This window comes from Prevotella sp. PTAC (genome assembly GCF_013166535.1).
Lineage (GTDB): Bacteria > Bacteroidota > Bacteroidia > Bacteroidales > Bacteroidaceae > Prevotella.
The window spans coordinates 72,118-97,286 of the sequence record NZ_JABKKK010000012.1; the positions used below are offsets into that span (position 1 = coordinate 72,118).

Annotated in this window: 17 protein-coding genes and 2 pseudogenes; 4 read left to right on the forward strand and 15 right to left on the reverse strand. The window is 49.5% G+C overall.

What is annotated here, in order from left to right; translation table 11 throughout:
- Window positions 1-4: 4 nt before the first annotated feature.
- The 3 genes from HPS53_RS10215 to HPS53_RS10225 are packed head-to-tail and all read right to left on the reverse strand — an operon-like array spanning window position 5 to window position 5,870.
- A complete protein-coding gene (locus tag HPS53_RS10215) occupies window positions 5-925 on the reverse strand; it encodes a putative zinc-binding metallopeptidase (RefSeq protein ID WP_371741837.1) in 921 nt (306 codons plus the stop codon).
- A gap of 18 nt (window positions 926-943) precedes the next feature.
- On the reverse strand, window positions 944-2,548 hold the full coding sequence (locus HPS53_RS10220; protein WP_253942877.1) for a RagB/SusD family nutrient uptake outer membrane protein: 1,605 nt from the start codon (window positions 2,546-2,548) through the stop codon (window positions 944-946).
- 22 nt (window positions 2,549-2,570) lie between these two features.
- Window positions 2,571-5,870 carry a SusC/RagA family TonB-linked outer membrane protein gene (locus HPS53_RS10225; protein ID WP_172206026.1) on the reverse strand — a complete coding sequence of 1,100 codons (3,300 nt, stop codon included), beginning with the start codon at window positions 5,868-5,870 and terminating at the stop codon, window positions 2,571-2,573.
- A 1,084-nt stretch (window positions 5,871-6,954) separates the two neighbouring features.
- On the opposite strand from HPS53_RS10225, the gene metG reads away from it, so the two are divergent.
- Window positions 6,955-9,000: a methionine--tRNA ligase gene (gene metG / locus HPS53_RS10230; protein ID WP_172206028.1), complete on the forward strand. Its 2,046-nt coding sequence runs from the start codon at window positions 6,955-6,957 to the stop codon at window positions 8,998-9,000.
- Between the two features lie 39 nt (window positions 9,001-9,039).
- Here metG and cbiB read toward each other — a convergent pair whose 3' ends face one another.
- The 5 genes from cbiB to HPS53_RS10255 all read right to left on the reverse strand — a co-directional run bounded on the left by cbiB (window position 9,040) and on the right by HPS53_RS10255 (window position 14,625).
- Window positions 9,040-9,996 carry an adenosylcobinamide-phosphate synthase CbiB gene (gene cbiB / locus HPS53_RS10235; protein ID WP_172206030.1) on the reverse strand — a complete coding sequence of 319 codons (957 nt, stop codon included), beginning with the start codon at window positions 9,994-9,996 and terminating at the stop codon, window positions 9,040-9,042.
- Between the two features lie 123 nt (window positions 9,997-10,119).
- Window positions 10,120-11,154 carry a threonine-phosphate decarboxylase gene (locus HPS53_RS10240; protein WP_104368300.1) on the reverse strand — a complete coding sequence of 345 codons (1,035 nt, stop codon included), beginning with the start codon at window positions 11,152-11,154 and terminating at the stop codon, window positions 10,120-10,122.
- A gap of 109 nt (window positions 11,155-11,263) precedes the next feature.
- Window positions 11,264-12,784 (reverse strand): cobyric acid synthase, encoded by a 1,521-nt coding sequence (locus HPS53_RS10245; RefSeq protein ID WP_172206032.1) that lies wholly within the window; start codon window positions 12,782-12,784, stop codon window positions 11,264-11,266.
- A complete protein-coding gene (locus HPS53_RS10250; protein WP_172206034.1) occupies window positions 12,781-13,311 on the reverse strand; it encodes a cob(I)yrinic acid a,c-diamide adenosyltransferase in 531 nt (176 codons plus the stop codon). Before HPS53_RS10250 ends, HPS53_RS10245 begins: the two co-directional genes overlap by 4 nt.
- Before the next feature lie 6 nt (window positions 13,312-13,317).
- Window positions 13,318-14,625, reverse strand: coding sequence for a cobyrinate a,c-diamide synthase (locus HPS53_RS10255; protein ID WP_172206036.1), 1,308 nt, complete (start codon window positions 14,623-14,625; stop codon window positions 13,318-13,320).
- A gap of 458 nt (window positions 14,626-15,083) precedes the next feature.
- On the opposite strand from HPS53_RS10255, the gene HPS53_RS10260 reads away from it, so the two are divergent.
- Window positions 15,084-15,248 (forward strand): hypothetical protein, encoded by a 165-nt coding sequence (locus HPS53_RS10260; RefSeq protein WP_158249564.1) that lies wholly within the window; start codon window positions 15,084-15,086, stop codon window positions 15,246-15,248.
- Window positions 15,249-15,642: 394 nt separating this feature from the next.
- Entirely contained in the window at window positions 15,643-16,773 is a 1,131-nt protein-coding gene (locus HPS53_RS10265; protein ID WP_172206038.1) for an ATP-binding protein, read from the forward strand.
- A gap of 26 nt (window positions 16,774-16,799) precedes the next feature.
- Here HPS53_RS10265 and HPS53_RS10270 read toward each other — a convergent pair.
- Window positions 16,800-17,297: pseudogene (locus HPS53_RS10270) on the reverse strand (hypothetical protein).
- 193 nt (window positions 17,298-17,490) lie between these two features.
- Window positions 17,491-18,456, reverse strand: a complete 966-nt coding sequence (locus tag HPS53_RS10275; protein ID WP_172204761.1) for an IS110 family transposase — start codon at window positions 18,454-18,456, stop codon at window positions 17,491-17,493.
- A 658-nt stretch (window positions 18,457-19,114) separates the two neighbouring features.
- On the opposite strand from HPS53_RS10275, the gene HPS53_RS12635 reads away from it, so the two are divergent.
- Entirely contained in the window at window positions 19,115-19,588 is a 474-nt protein-coding gene (locus HPS53_RS12635) for a DUF4893 domain-containing protein (RefSeq protein WP_233210069.1), read from the forward strand.
- On the opposite strand, the pseudogene HPS53_RS12640 reads toward HPS53_RS12635, so the two are convergent.
- The 5 genes and pseudogenes from HPS53_RS12640 to cobM all read right to left on the reverse strand — a co-directional run.
- A pseudogene (locus HPS53_RS12640) lies at window positions 19,544-19,670 on the reverse strand (IS982 family transposase); the annotation flags it as partial. The gene HPS53_RS12635 and the pseudogene HPS53_RS12640 overlap by 45 nt on opposite strands.
- A 5-nt stretch (window positions 19,671-19,675) precedes the next feature.
- Entirely contained in the window at window positions 19,676-19,798 is a 123-nt protein-coding gene (locus HPS53_RS12805) for an adenine-specific methyltransferase EcoRI family protein (RefSeq protein WP_216651919.1), read from the reverse strand.
- Between the two features lie 860 nt (window positions 19,799-20,658).
- Window positions 20,659-21,111: an HU family DNA-binding protein gene (locus HPS53_RS10290; RefSeq protein WP_172206040.1), complete on the reverse strand. Its 453-nt coding sequence runs from the start codon at window positions 21,109-21,111 to the stop codon at window positions 20,659-20,661.
- Window positions 21,112-21,339: 228 nt separating this feature from the next.
- Entirely contained in the window at window positions 21,340-23,220 is a 1,881-nt protein-coding gene (gene cbiD / locus HPS53_RS10295; protein WP_172206042.1) for a cobalt-precorrin-5B (C(1))-methyltransferase CbiD, read from the reverse strand.
- The gene (gene cobM, locus HPS53_RS10300; protein ID WP_172206149.1) at window positions 23,217-25,016 is read right to left on the reverse strand and encodes a precorrin-4 C(11)-methyltransferase; all 1,800 of its coding nucleotides are present in this window, start codon (window positions 25,014-25,016) and stop codon (window positions 23,217-23,219) included. The genes cbiD and cobM overlap by 4 nt, the downstream gene beginning before the upstream one ends.
- Between the last annotated feature and the right edge of the window lie 153 nt (window positions 25,017-25,169).

Here is a 25,169-nt window from a genome sequence, read left to right on the forward strand (position 1 = left end):
TGTCTTAGTCTAAATTACGTAAATCAAGTGTTGCCACTTCTGACGAACGTCTGAGGACAATATCTCGAACCTCATCTATATCTATCCCCCAGCTCCCCTGGAAATACTCTCTGACCATAGCCAGCTTTTTGTTGATGATAGCGGCGCCGTCAGTTCCGGCGGTATCGATAATCTTCTGCCAACCGGCCGGCGACATGGTTATGTAAGTAGCGTATGTCTCGGCAAAATCCTCATTGTACTCGCCACTGGCATATCCTGATACAAAACCTTCTTTGGCCGCTTTGTCATCCTTTACATTAACCCAGTCGGCAGAGTGGTACTGTCCCGCACTGATAGTCTGGAAATCGGTAGAGTAATTCTTCTTCTGTGTCAGGATATGGCAGAACTCATGATGCATCGTATGGAAGAACCAGTAGTTAAGGTCAAGCGGAAGAGCGTCATGCTTTCTGTAAAAATCGTCCACGTTAATGTACGGATTATCTATATCAAGATTATTCACACCATAAAGCATTACTTTCAATCCGCCCTCGGCCGTTCCCAATACGATCTCTCCGTTGGATGAGTATTCGTTTGAACCGATAAGCTGAATCACACGCGGAGTATACGAGCGTATAAACTCGGGACTGACACCTTCATTGTAAACTTCAAGCCACATATGTCTCACGAGCTTCGCGATAGCCACCGACTTGTCGTATTCCGCAGGAATCACATTATACTGATGGTCTGTCTCCTTGTCGTTATAACGATACTGGAAACGGATGTTATATACATCTGTGTAGTTTCTCAACAACCATCTGTCAAATTCATTCTGTTCCGAAGGCGTGAAATCGAACACACTGGTCGAATTTAGCTCGTCTTCCTTGCATCCGGTGAGAAACATTGTCGCCGCAAGCAGCAGCATTAAACCGAAATATTTCATTTTCATAATCTCAAAGTCTTTATATTATTCCACATCACGCGGATTAGCCTCGATACCCGCCATGATTACATCGTCAGGCAACTGAATCGCTCCACGCAGGTCTCCGGCCTTGAACGTAACCGGATCCTCGCCTGCCACAAGGTGGCTGTACTCTATTCCATAACGCTTAAGATCAACAAAACGCATACCCTGGAACATAGTCTCTATACGACGCATGTGGAGAATGAGTTGCAACATATTCTCTTGTGTACCGGCCTCGACCGTGAAACCCTGCGGGTTGAATGTCTTACGCATTGAACGGTCGCGTGAGCCTTCCGGAACAACCGGAGCATATTCAAGAGACTCTATAAAGTTATCCACATCCTGAACTGTCAGCACAGGACGCATAAGGACAGTACCGCCATCCTCGTCTTTCTCCTTGCAGTGAGTGGATATCCAGAGGTTTATATCGGCAACCGCCTTGTCATAATCCTTCTTCAAGGCATAAGCCTCGGCACGACAAAGCAATGTCTCGTCACCGGTGAAGATGTTGTCAACAACATGGGCGAAACCGGTTCCGTTTATCTTATCGGTAAACTCGAATATCTCATCAAACTTCGGGAATGTGGCACACTGGTTGTTTCCATATATCATGGATGCATAATAAAGCGTGTTCAGACCGGCGGAACCTCCGGAGCCACTACCCCAAGGACAATCTACCCAATATGTCTCATAAGCGATGATGGTATAATTATGCTTAAAACGCGGCGAGTATCCTGAACACAGATAACGGCCTGCACCCGAATTGACAGCCAAAAGCATGAGATTGGCTTTTTCCGATGACCGTATATACTGGCTTGCGATATCTTCTCTTCCGAACTTTGTATAAGGCTCGAAGTCACGCAGAACGGATGTCGGCTCGTCGCCCAACACTTTCGAAGCATACTCCACGCACTTGTCATAGTTCATGTAATAAAGATTGAAACGAGCGGCAAACGCATAAGCGGCCTTAACGTTGAAGTGATACTTCGGAACACTGTAATGGTCTTCGCTAACATAAGGAAGCGCATCCTCTATATCCTTATTTATCTTTGAATACAATTCACGCAGGGTTCCGCGGGTATATACCTCATATATATTCTTTGCCGGTTCGAGCGGATAAGGCAATCCGAGATACTCATCGGCCTTTTCGGGATTCCATCCCATACAGAACGTATTGGCCAGCATGAACATAGACAACGCACGGCAGAGTTTTGCCTCGGCCCACTGCGGTCTCATGGCATCGGGTCCTCCCAATCTGTTTATCGCGGCAAGAACCTCATTGGCGGTAGCAACTGACTCATAGTATCTGTTCCACAAAAAATATGGTGAGTCATTATCCTGATCTTCCACTTTCTGGAAACGGTACAACTGCTCCATGAGAAGCGTGGTACTGTATGATGAGCCATTATCCGTCATGTTATCTGAACTTGTCTCCATGACCATGGCGTTTGTTGCCGACGGATATGCCGATACCAAAAACTTGTTTATCTTTTCCTCTGTGTTCAGCTCGGCACGGTCATCAGGCAGTTTGTCAAGAAAATCATCACATGATGTCATCGACAAAACGGCGCAAGCCGATATTGCGGCATATTTAAATATATTATTCATAATTTTTAATTTCATATTTTAATTATATCCCCAAACGCAACGTGAATGTAAACTGTCTTGCCATAGGCAGAGCCACACCACCGGAATTAAAGAACTCGGGATCCTGTCCGTTAAGCTTATCATCCGAATATATCAGGAACAGGTTTGTAGCCTGCAACTTGGCACTGGCACTGGTCAGTCCGAGATGTCCGATCCAATTCTTCGGGAAATCATAAGAAAGCGAAATCTCCTTCATACGGATGAAGTCACCCTTTGCCACGCGGTCTGTCGAGTTGTTGTATGCATTGTATGCCTTATAGAGATACTGGTCGTTCTGCTGCTGACGCAAGTCGGCAATCGCAGGTATTGTGGTTCTCTTCTCGTCTCCCTGCACCGTCCAACGGTTGGCAAACTCCTTAGGCATGGCCGTAAGGTCTGAGTAAGAAGACGCAAACGACGGGTCAAGACGAACGACGTTTCCAAACGAATATGTCATGAAGACATTGAGGTGCCATCCTTTATAAGAGAATGTATTACCAAACGAACCTGTAATGGTGGGATCTGTAGGTCCTTCATAAACAAGGTGGTCCGTAGTATAAGACTGGAAGTCTATGTCGCTCACCGTAACCTCTCCCTTCTCGTTCACAAACGTAGGCATACCGGCCTCGTTCAATCCTCTGAAATCGAATGAGAAAAGCGAGCGGTAGGGATATCCGGCCGAAGTAAATCCGGTATTCGACACAAGGTCGATAACACGGTTACGCGCGTCAAGCTCCGTAACTTCGCTTTTGGTATGTGAGAAGATAAAGTCTGATGACCATGTGAAGTCTTTGTTCACGATATTCTTCGTGCTAAGAGTAAATTCCTCACCGTATGACTTCATTGTGGCCACGTTAGCGAATTTCAGGATAGAGCCGTCAACACCCGATGTTCTCTTTGGACCGATAAGGTCGTAATTGTTACGAGTATACCAATCGAACGAAACATTAATACGGTTTTTGAGGAAGCCAAGGTCTACACCGATGTTGAACTCATGCTTTTTCTCGTATGTAAGGTCGGGATTGGCAAAATCATAAATCTGAAGTCCGGTCTCCTTGTCTTGCGAATAAGGACGCCATGCGTTATAGCTGGTGATAATTATCTGCGAGTTTGTCACAGCCGGCTTGTCACCTGTGAGCGAGTAAGAAGCTTTCAACGTAGCATGTGTCAACACGTTCTGCTTTTCGAACCATGGCTCCTCGTGGGCATTCCATGCTCCTGATATATTCCATGTCGGCAACCAGCGTGCGCTGCGTGACTTTCCGAGTCGGTTGCTACCCTCATAACGCATTGTTCCGTTGATGGTATAACGGCCTTTATATGAATATGTGGCTGTCCCGAAGAACGAAACCTCACGGTTGTATGTGTTTGACAGCGAGTAGTACATTGAGTTCTCTTCGCTCGCCTGCTTAAAGTAATTATAATCGTAACTACCGAGCATACCCATACCATACTGCATTCCCACACCGTTAAAGTATGAACGGCTACGGTCTGTATTGTTTATTTCCATACCGCCATAAAGGTTGAGTATATGTATATCGTTGTATACATCATTGTAGCTTGCCGTGGCACGGAAGTCCCAGCTGTTCATCTTATACTTCGTCTCACGATAGAAACCGCCTTGAGGAAGGACTGTCTCTGGCAGACTGTTGGCGTGATCCGGATCTTTATACAACCAAGGGTTATTGTCACGGATTGTAGCGTCGTCCATGGCGCGGAATGCCATTGCCTGATTTGAGTTCTCGGTGATGTTATGAGCCTGTGTGGATGTAGACACCTTGTATGCCACAAGAGCGGACAGTTCAACTTTTCTCACCGGCTTATACTTCAACTCGCCTTGGAATTTAAGGTCTATCACATCAAGATCCATGTAGTTGTTGTTCAATTCGTCGAAGATATTGAACGGAGCGTAGTTTCTAAGATAGAACTCATTGGGGTCGAGTGTGCGAGAAGTATTTATCGCATAAGAATACGGGTTGATATCGAAATCACGAGACACGGTACCGGTAAAAGCGTCAACACTTCTGTTCGCCGTTCCGGGAGCTTCCTGCTTACGGTAACTTGCGTTGCCGATCATGTTAAGAGTAACCTTGTCGCTGATATTGTAAAGGGCGTTGATATTTGCGGTATAACGCTCCACTTTTGATTTCTTAGACCATCCCGGATCGTTCATGTAGCTGAAAGACGTGTAATACTGGGCTTTGTCGGTACCTGAACTCATACTGATAGAGTGGTTCTGAGAAATCGCATTTGAGAAAAGAAGATCAAACCAATCTGTATTTCTATACTCCGCCTCACGCAAATACGCATTCATGGCCTCAGGCGTATTGGGCAATCCGAATTTTCCCGACGAGGCATCATACTCGTTCATCAAGTGATACATCTTTCCAAACACACCGCTGCTCGATGCACGGTAAGAGTTCATAAAAGAAAAATATCCGCTGTTGTACATCTCCTTATATACAGACATCTGCTCCTGAGAGTTCATGATGTTGAACTGCGTATAACTCGGCTTAAGACGCATTGTGAACTCACCGGTATAACTGATTTTGGATGTACCGGCCTTACCACGCTTTGTAGTAACAACAATCACACCGGCCATGGCACGTGCACCGTATATAGATGTAGCCGAACCGTCTTTCAATATCTGAAAACTCTCGATGTCGTCGGCATTAAGTCCTGCGATGGCACTTGATATCAATGTGGCGGCATCTCCTGATGAAAGAGCGTCCGCATCGACTTCCGTAACGTCTTCCATGATTACTCCGTCGACCACCCACAACGGTTTTGAACTACCGTAAATAGATGTCGCACCACGGACACGGATTTTGGGAGCCGTACCGAACGTACCGCTAACATTCTGCACAGACACACCGGCGGCACGTCCTTCGAGCGAGCGACTCACGTCGGCCACACCATCAAGCTTTGCAGATGAAGCATCGATCTTTGTGGTAGAACCGGTAAAAAGACGCTTGTCCATCTTTTGCATACCCGTCACGACAACACCGTCAAGTTGTGTGGCATTGCCCGACAGGGATATTCTCACACCGTTCTTTCCCTTTACCTCTTTCTTGTCATAACCGATGTAGGAAACGACAATTGTTTTGCCTGCGGAATTTGGCAAGGAGAACTTACCGTCGATGTCTGTCACGACACCCGTCTTTGCTCCCTTGACAAGCACTGACGCACCGATAACGGGTTCTCCGTTCTCGTCCACAACAGTACCGCTCACGCTTCCGCCCTGAGCAAAAATTGCGCTTGTGCTTATCAGCACGCACAACAATGTCAATAAAAATTTCTTCACTTGTAAATCCTTAAAAAACTAAATTACCTTAATTTTATTAGTGTGCAAAGTTAGCTTTTAATTGTCTTTTAACAAAAAAAAAACGCAGAAAAACGTCTTTTAACCGTCATATTTTAACAAAACGACACAAAAAGGGGCGAAAAGACTGTAAATTTCAACCTATTGCGAAATAAATATTTCATTTTGAACGATTTTGTTTTGCATATTATGTGCATAAAGATTTTGGGCAAACGCTTCGCAAGGCGCATCGCGACAATATGCCCGACAGAGGGGGCTTCTTTTCCTGCATATCTGCACCCGAAAACAAACCACAAACGCACAACGGCAATGATAAATATTTACAAACAGAAAGAGAGCGACACAAAAAGCGGCACCCGAATATGCATATTTATGCACTTATCAACGGGTGGCGCACAACAAGCGGCCTATACAATACACAAGATAACAGAATTCCCTATTTATCCCTTGAATGAAAAGGGGCAAACAAATCACTTTTGCATATAAGAACGACCTGTTCTGCATAAATATGCACCCGCGACATCATGACTTTATTTTAACAAGCAAACTTTAATCCGACAAGCAAACTGATTTACAGCCATCCAATACGGACAGCAACGGGAGACAGCAGGGTATGGCACGATATATAAACAAAAAAATATGTACGGCAAAGGCATAAAAAGCATACACGCTTGCCATGACAGAATGTCCACTCCGCATGTAAAACAACGCACACGGATTATCCTTACTTATATAATCCGATGATTAAAACGTATGCTTTTTTCGCAGAAATCACGTTTTTTTATTAACTTTGCAGGGTATAAAGCCAGCCTGCCACAAGCCGGCAGGTACGGCAGGCGGTACGGATGAATATCATCCGGCAAACTGTCGGCATCATGTTTGCGTATATAGGCCAAGAAATGTGACAGTTATCGGTGTGAACTCACAACATCAATATTTCATGTCTGCTATATAAAGACAAGGAATGTGACAGAAAGAGGGACAAGACCGACATGCCACAGTTACGTTTCCACGCTGTCGCGCACACAATATATTAATTACGAACAAAATATAAAAAACAACCATAATGAAAGAGCAACAGTTTAAACGCACCACCGTGACGGCGGCACTGCCCTATGCCAACGGCGGTGTGCATATCGGGCATCTGGCCGGAGTATACGTGCCGGCAGACATCTATGTGCGCTATCTCAGACTGAGAAAGCAGGACGTGGTGTTCATCGGCGGCAGCGACGAGCACGGCGTGCCAATCACCATCAGGGCACGCAAGGAAGGCATCACGCCGCAAGACGTGGTAGACCGCTATCACGGAATGATTAAAAAGAGCTTCGAGGACTTCGGCATCAGTTTCGACATATACAGCCGCACGACATCGGAGACACATCATAAATTTGCCGCCGACTTCTTCCGCAAACTATATGACGACGGCAAACTGACGGAGAAAGAAAGCGAACAGTACTACGACGAGGAGGCAAAACAGTTTCTCGCCGACCGATACATCACGGGCGAGTGCCCCCACTGCCACAACCCCAAGGCTTACGGAGACCAGTGCGAGAAATGCGGCTCCGACCTCGACCCGACAGAGCTGATAAACCCGCAGTCGGCAATCAGCGGCTCAAAACCGGTGCTGCGCAAGACTAAAAACTGGTATCTGCCACTCGACGAGCATCAGGAATGGCTCAAAGAGTGGATACTCGAAGGCCACAAGGAATGGCGCCCGAACGTGTACGGACAGTGCAAAAGCTGGCTCGACCTCGACCTTCAACCCCGTGCGATGACCCGCGACCTCGACTGGGGCATCCCCGTACCCGTAGAGGGCGGCGAGGGTAAGGTGCTCTACGTGTGGTTCGACGCCCCGATAGGCTACATATCGAACACCAAGGAACTGCTGCCCGACACGTGGGAGAAGTGGTGGAAAGACCCCGAGACACGCCTCGTGCACTTCATCGGCAAGGATAACATCGTGTTCCACTGCATCGTGTTCCCGACAATGCTCAAAGCGCACGGCGGATATATCCTGCCGGACAACGTGCCGTCGAACGAGTTTCTCAACCTCGAGAACGACAAGATATCAACCTCCCGCAACTGGGCCGTGTGGCTGCACGAGTATCTCGTAGAGATGCCGGGCAAGCAGGACGTGCTGCGCTACGTGCTCACGGCGAACGCTCCTGAGACGAAAGACAACAACTTCACATGGCGCGACTTCCAAGACCGCAACAACAACGAGTTGGTGGCGGTATACGGCAACTTCGTCAACCGCGCCCTGCAACTGACAAAGAAATACTGGGACGGCGTGGTGCCTGCATGCGGCGAACTGACAGACACCGACCGGGCCACGCTCGATGAGTTCAAGGACGTGAAACAACGGGTGGAGGAACAGCTCGACATATTCAAGTTCCGAGAGGCACAAAAAGAGGCTATGAACCTCGCCCGGATAGGCAACAGGTACATCACGGAATGCGAGCCGTGGAAAGTATGGAAGACAGACCCGAAACGGGTGGAGACCATTCTGTACATATCGTTGCAACTCGTGGCCAACCTTGCCATTGCGTTCGAGCCGTTCCTGCCTTTCAGCAGCGCACGGCTGCGCAAGATGATAAACATCGACAACTTCGAGTGGGACAGTCTCGGACGCACCGACCTGCTCACGGCTGGCCATAAGCTCGGCGAACCGGAACTGCTGTTCGAGAAGATTGACGATGAGACCATCGGCTATCAACTCAACAAGCTCGAAGAGACGAAGAAGGCAAACGAGGCCGCCGCATACAAGGCCGGTCCGATAAAGGATACCGTGGCTTTCGAGGATTTCGAGAAAATAGATATCCGTGTGGGCCACATCAAAGCATGCGAGAGGGTGAAAAAGGCCAACAAACTGCTGAAATTCACGCTCGACGACGGCTCGGGCACCGACCGCACCATAGTCAGCGGCATAGCGAAATACTACGAACCGAAAGACCTAATAGGCCGCGACGTGCTCTTCATAGCCAACCTCGCGCCCCGCAAACTGATGGGAATAGAGAGCCAGGGCATGATACTCTCGGCCGAGAACTTCGACGGCGACCTGAGCGTTACCACCATACTGCGCGACGTGAAGCCAGGAAGCAAGGTGTGCTGACACCAAGCATTGCACCTGCCGGACAAGTGCCTCAACGCCTTAAAGCAGGCGGAAAGACAGCAATGATAATACAAGCAAAATCATTATACTCTCGGAAAAGCGGTTGATTACAACCGCTTTTTTCATATCCTGAGTAGAAAGCGGACGGGCATTGACACCGATATACGGCTTGTCAAAGAGCTGTCCGAAGTAATGGTGCGGCCCTCCGAAACGACAGTCGAGGGCCCCGGCGAGCGCAGCCTCGGGCCAACCGCTGTTCGGACTGGCATGGCAACGGCCGTAACGGGCCACGAAACGGAAGTGAGACATGCGGGCACCGCAAGACAATACCATTAGAAAAGCCGTGATACGGGCTGGCAACCAGTTGGCTATATCGTCGAGACGGGCGGCAAAACGGCCGAAGTCTATATAACGCTCGGTGCGGTAACCAACCATGGAATCGAGCGTGTTTATCATCTTATATGCCATCATACCTGGCACACCGAGCAGCAAATACCAGAAAAGAGGAGCCACCACACCGTCGCTCAGGTTCTCGGCAAGGGTTTCAAGAGCGGCCGTACGCACTTCTTGGGCGGTCAGTTCCGACGTATCGCGCCCCACGATACGGGCCACCTGGCGGCGGCCGTCGTCAATAGAGCGGTCGAGAGCCGTGAAAACCGCACGTACCTCACGAACCAACGTAGTGCCCGCAAGGCAGTAAAACACAAGGACAGACCGCACGGCAATTCCGGCGACGGGCGACAACAGGTCGGCAAGTGCCGTCAGCCACCACACCGATACAAATACCGCCGCCACGAGAAACACAGCCATCAAGGCACCCGCAATACGGCGGTTATACCCCCGCCGGTTGAAACGCCGCTCGCAACGGGATACCATCCGGCCGAAAAGCACAACGGGATGCGGCAACCAACGAGGATCGCCAAGCGTCAAATCAAGCGCCCAACCGATCACCACGGGGGCAAAAGCACACATTATTATATATATATGGTCTGTCATACCAAGTTGTGTTTAATATGTAACAACTGTCGTTTCGAAGAGAAATAGTTGCCGGTTCCCAATGTAATTATTCTTTTTTCGTAATGTAATCATTGTTTTTTCGATAAAGAAGGAAACCCCATTCTATGAATGGATAGTCCTTTTCCGAGGAGTGGTATGTGTGGAAACGAACTTCCTTACAGCCTCAACGAGCGATGCATTATCCTCTCGCGAGCGGGCGGCCACCCTGAAATATCTGCCGTCAAGCCCTGTGATGTTCGAGCAGTCGCGTATCAACATGCCGTATTCGACGGCAAGAAATTCTTTCAGTTCGGCCGCCGTGGCATCAGAAACGCGGCACAACATGAAGTTGGCAGATGTGGGTAAGACGTCTATTCCGTCAATTGCGGCCAGCTCCGAACGCAGCACCGAGGCATCCGCAAGATAAGAACTAAGGTCGGGAATGACGGAGCCTCCGTCACGCAGCAGATACATTCCTGCCTCTATCGCCAGAGCGTTGACAGACCACGGATGGCGGAATGCCCGAAGACGGCCTATCATCCCGGCACTTGCCGTGACATATCCGAGACGCAATCCCGGTATGGCAAAGGTCTTTGTCATAGAGTGGAGAAGTATCACTCCCGGCATACGCAAAGCCTCCGGGACACACAGCAACGGTTCTGTGGTATAGTCTTCGTATGACTGATCAATGACGGTCACTCCGCCCATGCCGCATATCCGCCGCATGTAATCAACACCGAGAACTTCTCCCGTGGGATTGTTGGGGTTGCAAATCCAACGAAGGATGTCACCAGGAGCGTCAAAAGCGGCATCCGCCTCGGCATAGCCGAACATCCGGCAGGCATCCTCATACTCGCTGAACGTGGGGCGACGGACGGCATACCGGCTCATATTCCGATAAGCACGGGCTATGAGATAGATAGCCTCCGTGGCTCCGTTGGTCACCATAACGCACTCACTTGGTATGCCGATACTGTCAGCAAGCATCCTTTCGAGTGTGTAAGGCTCCGGTTCGGGATAAGCACTTATCACGTCGAGACGGTCTGACAGATAAGCCTTCAACCCGTCAAGATTTGCCGAATAATAAATATTCGAACTGAAATTCAACTTAATCCTGCCGCCGTAGCGGTACATATCATCACCGTGTCCTTCTATCATCTCCTTGTCCCCGTATCCCGTTTAAGCGGTTTATATATCCTGATTTACAAATCACCACATTATGCCTGACAAACACCAATATTACGCCAGACAAACATTTATATGCCGTTCAATCGGCATTATATTTTCCTTTAAGTATCCCATATACCTTATCCATGTCCACATTACGGCGCACATGGTCGGCAAGCAGGTCGTATTGCCCGTTCTTGAAAGCCTCATAATCAAATGGACGTTCGGTCCGCTCAGTCTTCGACGCATGCGGACCGAGAACGAAATCCACGAAAGCGGCATTGTCGAGAATGCCGTGCAGATATGTACCCATGCACTTACCGTCCACAAAACAACCGTCTGCCGAACCATCATCAAGCGCTGCCAGAGGCACCGCCGAAGCATCATCGGCAATCGCCGTGGCACCCATGTGTATCTCGTAGCCGTGCATTCCGATATCCGACATACCGCAGGCCACAGCCCCGTTCATCGTGAAATCCACCCGGCGGGTTATCTTTCCCGATGTCATTGTGGTACTGACGGGCAGCAGTCCCAGTCCGGGCACACGCCCGATATCGCCCTCCACCCCGTCGGGGTCGAGCACTTCGCGCCCCATCATCTGAAAACCTCCGCATATCCCGAGCACGGTGGCGCCATTACGGCGCGCCGTCCTAATGGCATCCGCCACACCATTGCGCCTCAACTCACACAGGTCGTCTATCGTACTCTTAGTGCCGGGCAGTATGACAATGTCGGCCTTCTCTATATCGGCGGTGTTATTGGTATAGAAAAGATGCACACGGGAATCGTGCTCGAGAACATTGAAGTCGGTGAAGTTGCTCAAATGGCGCAACAGCACAACCGCGACGTTCACCCGCCCGTGCATGGCAGACATCGACTTGCGGGCCAACGCCACGCTGTCTTCCTCCTCGATGTATATGTCTTTATAGTAAGGGATGACCCCGAGAACGGGCACTCCGCACAAATCTTCTATCATCCTGATGCCCGATTCGAACAGCCGGATGTCTCCCCGAAACTTGTTTATGATGATACCTTTGACCAGCCGCCGCTCCTCAGGACGAAGCAGGGCAATGCTTCCGTATACAGAGGCGAACACTCCGCCACGGTCTATGTCGGCCACGAGAATGACATCGGCACCCGCATGGGCGGCCATCGGCAGGTTGACGAGGTCTATATCCCTGAGGTTCAGCTCGGTCATGCTGCCCGCTCCTTCCATGACTACAGGATTATAACGGGCAGCGAGACGGTCGAACGCCTCGCATACGGCAGCCTTAAGCTCAGCCCTACCCTCACGACGGAAATACTCCGAGGCACTGCGTGTGCCCACCGGCCGACCGTTAAGCACCACCTGCGACGTGTGGTCCGACTGTGGTTTGAGCAGCAGCGGGTTCATGTCCGTATGGCAATCCACTCCGGCGGCCTCGGCCTGCACGGCCTGCGCACGGCCAATCTCCAAGCCGTCGAGCGTGGCAAACGAGTTTAATGCCATGTTCTGCGCCTTGAACGGTGCCGGCGTATATCCGTCTTGAAGGAATATACGGCAGAAAGCGGCGGCCACGACACTCTTTCCCACGTCGCTGCCTGTGCCGGTAAACATTATCGGATGTAGTTTTTCTTTCATCTGTTCACATTGTTTTCCGTTGCCTGCCGCGGCGTATATTCCACCGACAGGGCAAACAACCAGTCGGACAACCGATTCATAAACACCAATATCCCACCGTCTATCGTAGCCGTGCGGGCAAGCGAAACCAGCCGGCGCTCGGCGGTGCGGGCTTGCGTGCGGGCGGCGTGCATGAACGCCGTGACGGTGCTTTCGCCCGCCAGCACAAAACCTCCGCCACCACGTTGAGTATCTATATACCGCTCCATGCGCAGCGTCAAATCATCCACACCGAGCCTGCGGGGATTTGCGCTCCCCCCCGGCGTGGCCACATGGCTCATCACTACCATCAGTTCGCGCTGTATGTCGCGTATCATCACCGCAGCCTCACTCTCTGCCGGAAGCAGCGAGCGCACTATGCCGAGCAGCGAGTTGAGGTGGTCTGTCTGTCCGTTGGCCTCTATCCTCGGGTCGTCCTTGTACACCCTGACACCTTCCCTGATGGCTGTTGTCCCGGTATCACCGGTCTTTGTATATATACTTTTCATTTTCCGTTATTCATCCACCGCCCCGAAAAAGTCGGTCGGCGCAATTTCTCCGCCCCAATACACATGCGTATATCCGGCTATCACGTTGCCGGTGCGCAATATTGCCGAACTCACAGGCTCGCCGGCGGCGTTATACACCTGAGTGATGCTCTGCGGCTCACCGCCAGCAAAGCGCGAGTAGTGAAACTCATGACCGCTTACCGTGCGGCCGGCGAGGGCAAACCGCCTGTAACCGAGCGACAGACGGCGGTCGGCCGTGCGTGCCGTAATATCGTGCGGCAGCACTCCCGCCATTTCATGCACACCGTCGTCGGTGGCTATCGAGCGGCACAGGTACATCATTCCTCCGCACTCGGCAAGCACACGGCCGCCACGTCCGGCATAAGCGCATATTGAATTTATCGTGCGACGTGCGGCGGACAACTCTGACGCACGGTTCTCCGGATAGCCTCCCGGCAGATACAACAGCGAGGTGTCGGCCGGCAACGGCTCGTCGCTCTCGGGGTCGAGCACGGTCACCCGTCCCATGGCACGCAACATGTCGATATGTTCCTGATACAAGAATGAGAACGCCTCGTCGCTCTGCGCCACCACGATATTGCCGCCTATGCACGGCAATCCGCTCCACGGTGACACCTTGTCAGGACACGGGCGGGATACGGCAGCAAGCAGATGCCGCCAGTCTATGTTGTCATCTATTGCCGCCGTGACGCCATCGGCAGCCCCGACACTGAAATCGAGACCAAGATAACGCGACGGATGACCGCCCGACGCACGGCGCGGCAGAAAGCCGAAGCACTCTATCCCGAGGTCGGAGCACACCCGGCGGAGCATCTGCCTGTGACGCTCGGAGCCTACTTTATTAAATATTACGCCGGCCACGGTGACGCTACTGTCGAACCGTGTGAAACCATAGAGCAACGGGGCAAGCGAGTAAGCGGCACTGCGGGCATCGGCCACGAGCACCACCGGCAGCCCAAGCACCCGGGCGATGTCGGCCGTCGAACCGAGACTGCGGTCATATCCGTCGTACATGCCCATCATTCCCTCCACCACACACACATCGGCACCGGCCGAATAGTGACCGTACAGCGCCCTTACATGCCGCTCGCCGGCCATGAACAGGTCGAGATTGACCGACGGACGGCCGCAGACGGCCGCATGAAACTTGGTATCTATATAGTCAGGACCGCACTTGAACGGCTGCACCGCAAGCCCATGACCGCGCAGCAGACTCATCAGTCCGCGCGCCACGGTGGTCTTACCCGCACCCGACGACGGAGCCGCAATGACAAACTGAGGTATATTTCCCATACGGTGCAAAATCATTAATCGCAGTTATCAATGACAACCGACAGAACTTTCACGCTCTATCATAGCAGTAATATCCGCTTTTAAAATGCAAAAATAGGTCTTTTCCACCGCTTTTCCAAAGGAAAGCAAGGGTATTTCCGCAGCCTTTCCAAGATTTTTCTCTATACAACGAATATTACTGCGATGATTGAAAGTTAACACATTGAAAAACCACCTCCCGCAAAACAAGAAACAGAAAGACATTAACAAGGGAATGACGCATATGCAACAAACATCGGGCGAGATATAATACATTTGGCGAAATCAAACATCGCCATACACTCAACGAGGTTGGCAACGTTGCAGATAGATAAGCGTATTAAGAAAATACAAAATGTCTCAGTCAATAAACATCATATATTAGTCAAGCAATTAATATCTATTTACGCGAGTTCGGTATAAGATTTGTTCAAAAGAGTGTGAGTTGTTTTGATTTTTCCACATGTACAGGTAGCGATTCCGGTTTGTTTCCGAAAACAGCCGGACAGGTGCTGACGTATATAAAAGAGGTAGTGGTGCTTGAAATTGGCGAACGAGCCGAAGTGACAACAGACAGGTATTGTCATTATCTCACTATGGCTTAACTGCCCCTTACGGTTGCGGTGACGGTGCGTCTTGTCTTCCAAAAGGAAGTTTCTGTCACACTCGGATGCAAAATTCTTGCAAAACTCATCCATAATACAGAAAATCTCTATAACTTTGTCCTCGGTAATCATCGCTTATATCTGTTGTAACATCTTGTACTTTAACACTATAAAGTGTACAACATATTTACGGGATTACCAATTTTAATGGGCAATAATCTTATACCGAACTCACGTATACATGGTAGTTTTGCCTGAATCAACAATGTGAGCTATGAAGGCGCGTAACAGAGTTTTAGACGAGAAAACATACGGCGGTAATAATTTTATTAGTAATAACGGTATTAGTAATAACAATATTTTGTACCTTTGCACTTGAATAAAACTGAAGATTATGGAGAACAAGCCTTTTATATTTGGCGTTGCCACATCGGGCGATAATTTCACCGACCGAGAGAAAGAAACGGAGCGTCTATTACTGAATTTTCAACATGGTGTAAATACAGTACTGATCTCGCCTCGTCGTTGGGGTAAGACCTCATTAGTACAGAAAGCGTGTCATTTGGCTCAATCCGATAAACTGAAAGTTGTGTATCTCGATATTTTCTCGTGCCGCAGTGACAGGGATTTCTATGATGCCTTTGCGGCTGCTGTCCTCAAACAAACATCTTCCAAGTTGGATGAGTGGTTGGAAAACGCCAAGCTGTTCCTTTCTCGTATCAGTCCTAAAATCTCAATAGGGACAGATCCGATGACCGATTTTTCCATTTCGCTTGAAATGAATCCCAAAAGCAACGATGTTGATGAAATTTTGCAGCTTCCGGAAAAAATAGCGCAGAAAAAAGGTTGTAATATCGTGGTGTGTATCGACGAGTTCCAGCAGATTGCAGAGTTCAAGGATTCCAAGACGTTCCAAAAACGGCTGCGCACCGTGTGGCAATTACAAAAGTCGGTATCCTATTGTCTATTCGGCAGCAAGAAGCATTTGATGAATGAACTGTTCGAGAAAAAGAGCCTGCCCTTCTATAAATTCGGTGATGCCATTTATTTGTCGAAAATCGGAACATCGGATTGGGTAGATTATATATGCGGTCGTTTTGAAGCTACTGGCAAGCAGATTTCAAGAGGGTTGGCTGAGAAAATATGCCAAATAGTAGATAACCACTCGTCTTATGTTCAGCAATTGGCGTGGTTGGTATGGATTCATACGGATGAAACTGCCGCCGAGCAGGATTTTGAGGCGGCATATCAAGATATTATCGACCAAAACACTCCATTGTTCGAGAAGCAGACCGAAAGCCTTACTACCTATCAGTTGAATTTCCTACGAGCTGTTTTAGACGGGATTCATAGTGAATTTACCACACAAGAGGTTTTACAAAAATACCAACTCGGCTCGTCTGCAAATGTAAGTATCGTAAAGAGGGCGTTAGTCAAAAAGGAACTTATAGAGATAGAGAAACGACAAGTTGTTATTCCTGATCCGGTGATGAAAGTGTGGCTGAAAAGGTCGTTGGCATTATAATTAACAGACTTTACCCGTTGGCGGAATTAATTTAGTGCGTACTTAATCCTCCCAATAGGTTTTCCTTTAATATAGTTGCCATATTGTGATACGGTCAGCGCACTGATTTTGCCAATAATTCCGGCAAACAGGCCGTTTGTCATTGTTGCATAGTTCCTGGTAATGAGGAATTGCCCTGTCTGTTGCGAGAAAAGTGTTTCTATTCTTTTTCCGACTTCGGCAAATGGTATCAGTGTCGGGAAACTTGCCCTCGTATTCTTTGAGCCTTGATTCAAAACAGCCGGTTCTCGCTGCCGATACTTTCTGATTCTGCGGCAAGAAACAATGCCACAACCTCCAATTCAGAGAATTTGGGAACAGGACCGCGACGCGGGATATTTCCTTTCTCATCCACAAATTTATTGGAAAATTGCTTGCATATCCCAAGAATTCTGACGAACTTTGTATATAAGTTGTGCATATGGTGATTTGTACTTAATAGTCTGAACACCACTAAGTCACTAAGAAATCAACGATATATACAACTTTTAAACATAAATATTACAAGTTTTTAATTCCGCCAACAGGTAGAATAATAACAGAATATGAACTATAATAAGAAAATTGAATACGGTTAACGATAATTAGCATAATCATGCAGGTTATCGTGCATGGAAAGCTCGTCGGGGCTGACTGCTCAGCCCCTTGCCGCATGGCGTTCCCTCCGCAGATGAGTATTTATGGTCTTTCGGACTTGAACCCATCGACATACGGTATTCCTTGCTTGACCACCGCAAAGGCTTGCCTTACAAGTTTGTTGGCTACAGCGACGACCGCCACCTTACCCGGCTTGCCATTAGACCGCAAACGGTCGAAACATTCCTTGCACTCGGTATTACACCTGAGTGATGAGAATGCCGCTACATAAAGCTGGCTTCTGAGGTTTGAATCCCCGTTCCGGTTGATGTGACCTTTGACATTGACTGACGTACCGGATTGTTGGTAAGTAGGTGACAAGCCCAGATAACGGGTCAGTTGCTTGGCGTTATCAAAGTAGGTGAATCCTCCGGTGGCTACGATGAGTGCGGCTGCCAACGTGACACCGATACCTTTGATGGAAGTGAGCAAGTCCATCTGTTTCTTGTACTCGCCTCGCGCCAAGGAAGTGATTTTCTCTTCCATTGCCTTGATTTGTTTCTCGAGGAAAGCAATTGTCTTTTCGATGGTTTTCTTGCATTCAGGGTCGAAAGAAGGAAGAACTTCCAGCGAGCCTTTGAGGTTGCGTGTTGCCACAAGTTGCTTTTTAAGCTGGCGTAGCACCGTGCGCTTCTGCTTCAAAACGAGGATCGAATCGCTGCGTAGCTTGTAAGGTACAGGCTGCATCCTCTCACCGTACAGGGCTATCAGGCGGGCATCAATCTCGTCCGTCTTGGTGACGGTTAGCATGGCACGGGCGAAGTTCTTTATCTTCAGCGGATTCTCAAGGCTGACGGTTATCCCGGCTTCGGAAAGCAGATAAACGAGCAGCGCACTGTAATTGCCGGTGGCTTCCAGAACGCAATGATGCTCTGCTGCCGAAATAGTCTGGATGAACTCATGGACACCTTTGACGGTGTTCTTGAATGTTTTTGTCCTGCCTGTCCTGGCAGACGAATAAGAGACAACGAAAGTCGCCTTGCTGACATCGATTCCAATGTAGGTCATAGTCTATAAACTTTAATTAAACAACATCATTACATCGTGAGCCATCATTGCGAATGCGGGGTCTGAAAGCCCATTGAACTATCCGGTTTCTGATGTAAGAGTATGGGGGCAAAACATATTCTACGGTCTTTATGACTAATGAAAACTCTGCCTTATTCCACACTCCGATGTTGAAACTTTATGCAAAAGTATAACGATTAAATAATATACAATGAGAAATAAAAAATATATCGCGACACTGTTCGCATTCATCGGATTCCTGACATCTTTTGCAGAGACTTCCAATCTCATAGGGGCATGGAAAGGCCCGAAGGATTTGATGGTCAATCTCTGCATTGACAATAATAAACAGTTGTATGTGGGATATTGCGGCATTCTCCGCACCTACGGCTGGGTGGATTTCTCAACAAGTCTCACGCCTGATTCACTCATAATGAAGTCTACCGATATCGGAAGTCCGTTTGAGGGACGCTTCAAAATCGAGTCGGGCAATAGACTGGTCGGAAAACTTGAAATGGGCAGTCCCGGCGATGATTGGTATTTCAACGGCAATGCCGAGCTTGTGAAAGAGATGCCCGTCATGCCGGAAAATCTTAACCCAAAACTTGAAGGCATAGTCAATCCTTCGGATTACAGCGCATTGTCACGAAGCAAGAAGATGGTATGGGAGGTTCTCTCGACTCTGGATTCAAAATCCTACGGATATAATGAGCGAAAAGTAGTCGAACGACTCCTGACTGCCAAAAACTATTCGCTCACTCCGGAGGATATGATTGGTTTCAGACGGGTTCGTTCTATTCAGCTTGATGCCCGTGACGGCATATTCTCTTATCCGTATTTCAGTTGCCGTTTCAAGGAAATCGATGGAAAGGTATTCTTTGAGAAGACTACCGGTAGCCAGCGTAAATCAGGCTATGTCTATCAAAACAGCCCGAAGTCGTTGGTTTTTCTCGGAGGTTGGAGTGTGAACAATGATTCTCAGACATCATATGGCAGCAACAACTCCGTCGCAGGTATGATATACAAAATCGGTCCGCGCAAAGCCATCATGATATTCCCTACAACAGAAGAACGAGTAGAGATTTACGAACTGCTTGCATATCCCAAGAATTCTGACGAACTTCGTATATAAGTCGTGCATACGGTGATTTGTATTTAATAGTCTGAACACCACCAAGTTACTAAAAAAACGATATGTACAACTTTTTAAACATAAATATTACAAGTTTTTAATTCCGCCAACGGGTTGTTTACATAAGATAATATCCTCGTGACGTTCCTTATAATCAAGATATGTAAACCAACGCACACCTTTTACACGAATGTATTTTTCCTGTTTCATCTATACCGAAGCCTGCCGCTCTCAACTCATAGGTATCAGGAACCCAAAATTTCTATCTCCACTATGTATGCTTGCCCCAGCCATATCTTATTTTGCATAATTAATGGAAATATTTCCTCATATGAAATTCCAAAAGCACCGAGATTAATTTTATCTTTTGCAAATATAGTAAAAATTATTCACTTGACAAAAGGTATATAACATTTTCCATGACACAAAATCTATCTGTATCAGCATATAAAAGTTTAGGTTTCAATTCGTAACCTGTCATTGAAAAATGAATATGTGAAACCACTGATATATAGCCGTTTCAAGAGTTAAAAATCGAGACGTGAGATATTAAGATTACAATCCGTAATATTTTACGGGCATGAAATTATAGTTTTACGGATAAAATGGGAACAACGAGGTAAAGCCCTTAAAAAAACAGTTTGAGAAACGGATGAATGAGATATTTGTTATCTCATAACGAAATATAAAGACATTTGTAACAAAGAATTAACCGCGAAGTAATTAATATATCGTAAAAAGTAACGGAGTATTAATTATAAGGCAGAAATGTATTAATTGCAAGATAAGGGCGTATTAAATACAAGATAAGGAGATATTAATTGCAAGATAAGGATATATTAACTGCAAGGGAAAGAAGTATTAACTGCAAGGTAAGGAAATATTAACTAAAAGACAAGGAAGTATTAACTATGAAATAAGGAGATATTAATTATCAATGAAAACAGGCTTCATCCGGAAAAAAGGACATAAAAAATCCCGCATTCCGAATATTCGGAATGCGGGTTACGGATGTCGGATGTGTGCAAAAGCAGACATCGTATTTTCATAAAATCATAAGTGGCGCTGATTTATGGTTGCGCCTCAACCTCGTCTTCGTCGGTTATCACGGCGTTTTTGGGGAGCTCGGCCACGGCGCAACGTCTCAGCAGATCCGTGACACGGCGGTTGGTGCCACTGTCCTTGTATGTCTCGGGCATGAAATTGATGTGCATGCCCAAAACGTTTTTCTGCGAGCTAAACTCTTTCGGCGATACGGAAGGCTTCGTTTTAAGTCCAATCTTGAACGAGCCGAGCCCGTCTATCTTCACGCGCTTCGAGTCTTGCATGGCACGCGTCATCGTGGGAACGAGCTCACGAAGCACAGCTTCGATATCAGAACGTTTCACAGTACAGTTCTCCTGCATTATCTCGGCCAACTCACGGGTAGACATCGTGTCGACCATCACCGCACGGGCATACCATTTCTTGTAAACACGACTACGCTTGTTGTTGTTCTGATATAATCTGTAAAATACCGACATTGGTTTTCTATTTTGGGTTGTTAATCATTTGTTTTGTCATTCTCTTCCGTCAAACACTCCTCGTCAGGAAGTCGGGCGTCCCCATTGTTTGACGATGCAAAGATAACACAAATGACATTACATGTCAAGGCGCATCACGATACACTTCACGATAAATATATAGATACACATTGCAAGAATGCCACAAAATAGCTCTTTTATGCAAAACAAACGGATAAAAAACATCAGTCAGGCGGAGAAGCAACGGCCGGACTCATCGATAAGTAAAACAGTAAGTTCGCCGCACGGGAAGAGCGGCCGGCAGTGGTCCACGCAGTGCGATATGACCACACGGCAGAAGTCGCCGAGGCGTTCTTGCGGCACGATCGTCCACAACTCGCGGGCAAGCGTAATGCCGCGGGCGGCCGAGATGACACCGGCCGTACAACCGGCTTCGGCAAGCATGGACGCGATAAAGTCCTTGTCCATCGTGGCCTGGCGACTGTGGGTGTCGAGCCGGCCGGCAGCCAGTTTCACGGCCTTGCCTATCATTACGCCAAGCGTAAGCCTCGCCACGCCCAGTTCGGCGGCTATCGAGATGGTATCGCCTATATAATTGCCATATTCCACAAACGCCTGCGGCGGCAGTTCGGGATATATGGCCCGCACGAAACGCTCGCTCTTGGCTCCCGAGTTTATCACCACACGCTCTGCCCCGCTCGCCACGGCCACCTGCATGCACTTGCGTATCGAGCCGACAAAACTGTCTTTCGAGAACGGTTTTATGATGCCCGACACCCCGACAATGGATATTCCGCCGACGATACCGAGCCTGGGATTGAACGTGCGGGCGGCTATCTCCTCGCCGCCGGGCACTGAAACCGTTACCGTCAGAGGGACATCGGGGTGCAATAAAGCCATGATGTTATTGCGTATCATCTCCCGAGGCACACGGTTTATAGCCGGACTGCCCGGCGGGAAATCAAATCCGGGCAGAGTGACAGTGCCCACTCCCGGGCCGGAGGAAATCGTTATCAGAACGTTTTTTTCGTGGAGCGGGGAATGTGGAGCGGGGAGTGAGATATGCTTCTGAGTATAACAATCTTTTATGTCACTATCCTCGCTCCCCGCTCCACATTCCCCGCTCCACGAAACTACCGCCGCCCTTATCTCCATTCCGTCCGTCACGTCGGGGTCGTCGCCACTGTCTTTAATCACGGCGGCATATCCGCCGCCATATATTACGTCCACTTCTATCGTCTCACCGTTGGGCAGAATGACGGGAACGGCAGGCGGAGTATCGCCGCGCAACAGGCGGATGGCGGCGGCCAGGGCGGCAGCCGTGGCACAAGTGCCGGTTGTCAGTCCGCTACGTAGAGGATAAAAACCAGGAAGAAGACGCTCGACAGCGCGACGCAAGCCGTGCTCACCGTTGACAACGACAAACGACGGCGGTGTTTCCGGCCGCTTGATAGCGACCACACGTACGCCAAGGTCAATGGCAGTCGATACTTTCTCCGCGAAACCACCCGTCTCGCCGCTCTCCTTCACCAATATGGCATCGGGACGAAGACGGGCGAAAAGTCCGCTATTGGTCTCGCCCTCGCCGTAAAAACACAGTTCGTCGGCAGTGGCGCCGAGGCGGCGGGCGATGATGAGAGAACTCTCACGATTGAGTATCCGGTGATAGAGACGCACGCCACGGGATTTCAACACAGCCAGACGACCTATCGACTGCACGCCCGTGGTGGCAATCACACAACGGCAACCCGATAACCTTTCAATGGCATCATCATATCCGTCGCACCATTCTATACGCTCCGTATCCCGCTCGGGAAATATCCGTTCGAAGCGCACGGCAGGAATATCGAGGGCCGAAGCCACCGTAGCCACCGTGTCATGAAGCAACGCGGCGAAAGGATGGGCGGCATCGACAATCAATCGTATGCCGTTGTCACGGCAGAAACATGTCATGCCACCGGCATCCATGGCACCGCAAAGACGCGTGCCATAGCTCATGATCACAGATTGCTCGGTACCCCGTGTTGAATAGAAATATGGGCTGCCGGCCTCTTCGAGCGCCTTGACTGCCTTCAATCCCTCGGTGGTTCCGCCGAAAACGAGAATCATTCCTTTGCCTTTCGATATAAATGTGTGAAATGACTGGAATACAGCTCGGACAGGCCGTGACGGTTGTCGATGGCCTCTCCGATGACAAGAAGCGTGTCGAGCCGCAGACCGTTGCCCCTGACAATGGCCGCAAGGTCGGCCAGCACGCCACGATATATACGTTGCCCGGGCCACGTCAGTTTGTGACATACAGCCACCGGTGTGTCGGCAGGATACTCACGGAGCAACTCTTCCTGCACATTCTCCACTATATCGGCACTCAGGTAGATGCACATCGTGGAGCGGGAGCGTGCCAGCAGATGCAGTTTCTCGGTATCGGGCATCGGCGTCCGTCCCTCACCGCGGGTCAGGATTATTGTCTGTGTCTTGCGGGGTATGGTGAACTGGGAACGCAGTTCGGCCGCCGCCGCCTGAAAAGCGGAGATGCCGGGAGTGATATGGTAGCGCATCCCGTGTCGGTCAAAGTGGTTCATCTGCTCCTGTATGGCTCCATACAGGCACGGGTCGCCGGTATGCAGGCGCACAACGAACTTTCCACGGTCGTAATATTCCTTCATGATTGCTATCTGCTCTTCGAGCGCCAGCGACGCCGAGCTGCGCACCGTGGCTCCCGGTTTGGCACAGTCGGTAACCGAACGCGGCACGAGACTACCCGCATAGAGTATCAGATCGGCCCGTTCGAGCATCCGCCGGCCACGCACCGACACCAGATCGGGATCGCCCGGTCCTGCGCCCACAATCTCTATGTGGCCCTCACGTATGTAATCACCGGCTATCGCGGCGGCAACCGTCCAGTCACCGCCTTTGGTTTTCGGCATTATAAGCCGTCCACCGGCCGATGCAAGCAGGGCGGCGGCCTCGCTCACGCTTGCCGTGCCCATGTGTCTCATCACCGTGTCGCTCGGGTTCGGCACCTCAATATCTTTCAGTTCATCGGCGGTAAAGAGCCTGACGGGATGCCCCTGCCCCGCAAGAAACGACAGCACAGGCTCGTCACGCTTCTCTTCTATCGTCGATATGCCGGCTATAGCCTCACCGGGAATGCCGGCCGATGCCAAAGCGGAGAATATCTCGGACACCACACGATCGGCCGGCGCAGCCTGACGAGCCAGGCCGACGCCGACATGTACACACCTGGGAATATAGTGCAGGCAAGGCAACGGAATGTCTTTGGGACACCGCACGCCCACGACTATCAGCAGTTCAAACTTATCCGGGTCTATATCTTCCGCCCGAGAGAATACCGTCACATGACCGGGGAGGTGCTGTTCCATCCATTCGGTGCCCCGATCGCGCACGGTAAGGAGCAGAGCTGTTGGTTTCCTGGCGGTGAACAGCGCTATTTGAGTGTTCATCCCAGCCGGAACGGCCGTCCATCCGAACTTGCCGGGCATGGTATCGAGCGCCCACAGGCCGAGCCTGTCGCTCAACGTAGTCACCACCGGAACGGCACCCAGAGCCGAGGCTATATCCATAGCTGCCTTGTTCGCTCCTCCCAAGTGTCCCGACAGCACGGGTATGACCGTTGCTCCGGTACAGTCGACGCAAATCACGGCCGGGTCGGAATGCTTGTCGACAAGCAACGGGGCTATGCTTCGCACGCAGATACCCATCGCCCCGACGAAAACAAACGTGCCGGCAACAGTCCAGAGTTCGGCAAGCAGTCCGCCGATAGTGTCTATATGCGTAGTGTCCGGCTCACCGTGCATCGAGAAAATCTCGCCGCCAAGCTCCGCCCTGATAGTCTTTGCCGTGCCGTATCCGGCCTCGGAAACAAGTATTATGCAGGTTTTCATTATGTCGTTTGTCATTTTTTTGAAGATTTTTTACGTCAACCATAAATATGGCTGTCATATCATTAAATATGCTTCACTTTATATCATTGTATGGCCTGCTATCCAAACAGAACCTATTAGAATTCCCGTTTCGGCATACGGCGTGGTATTTGA

Excerpts from the sequence above, each read along its gene's own strand:
- HPS53_RS10220 (WP_253942877.1), bottom strand. The coding sequence starts at position 2,548 with ATGAATAATATATTTAAATATGCCGCAATATCGGCTTGCGCCGTTTTG.
- HPS53_RS10240 (WP_104368300.1), bottom strand. The coding sequence starts at position 11,154 with ATGATAGAAGGACACGGTGATGATATGTACCGCTACGGCGGCAGGATT.
- HPS53_RS12635 (WP_233210069.1), top strand. The coding sequence starts at position 19,115 with ATGGTATGGGAGGTTCTCTCGACTCTGGATTCAAAATCCTACGGATAT.
- HPS53_RS10265 (WP_172206038.1), top strand. The coding sequence starts at position 15,643 with ATGGAGAACAAGCCTTTTATATTTGGCGTTGCCACATCGGGCGATAAT.
- HPS53_RS10290 (WP_172206040.1), bottom strand. The coding sequence starts at position 21,111 with ATGTCGGTATTTTACAGATTATATCAGAACAACAACAAGCGTAGTCGT.
- cobM (WP_172206149.1), bottom strand. The coding sequence starts at position 25,016 with ATGAAAACCTGCATAATACTTGTTTCCGAGGCCGGATACGGCACGGCA.
- HPS53_RS10250 (WP_172206034.1), bottom strand. The coding sequence starts at position 13,311 with ATGAAAAGTATATATACAAAGACCGGTGATACCGGGACAACAGCCATC.
- cbiB (WP_172206030.1), bottom strand. The coding sequence starts at position 9,996 with ATGACAGACCATATATATATAATAATGTGTGCTTTTGCCCCCGTGGTG.
- metG (WP_172206028.1), top strand. The coding sequence starts at position 6,955 with ATGAAAGAGCAACAGTTTAAACGCACCACCGTGACGGCGGCACTGCCC.
- HPS53_RS10245 (WP_172206032.1), bottom strand. The coding sequence starts at position 12,784 with ATGAAAGAAAAACTACATCCGATAATGTTTACCGGCACAGGCAGCGAC.
- HPS53_RS12805 (WP_216651919.1), bottom strand. The coding sequence starts at position 19,798 with ATGAAACAGGAAAAATACATTCGTGTAAAAGGTGTGCGTTGGTTTACA.
- HPS53_RS10215 (WP_371741837.1), bottom strand. The coding sequence starts at position 925 with ATGAAAATGAAATATTTCGGTTTAATGCTGCTGCTTGCGGCGACAATG.
- cbiD (WP_172206042.1), bottom strand. The coding sequence starts at position 23,220 with ATGATTCTCGTTTTCGGCGGAACCACCGAGGGATTGAAGGCAGTCAAG.
- HPS53_RS10255 (WP_172206036.1), bottom strand. The coding sequence starts at position 14,625 with ATGGGAAATATACCTCAGTTTGTCATTGCGGCTCCGTCGTCGGGTGCG.
- HPS53_RS10275 (WP_172204761.1), bottom strand. The coding sequence starts at position 18,456 with ATGACCTACATTGGAATCGATGTCAGCAAGGCGACTTTCGTTGTCTCT.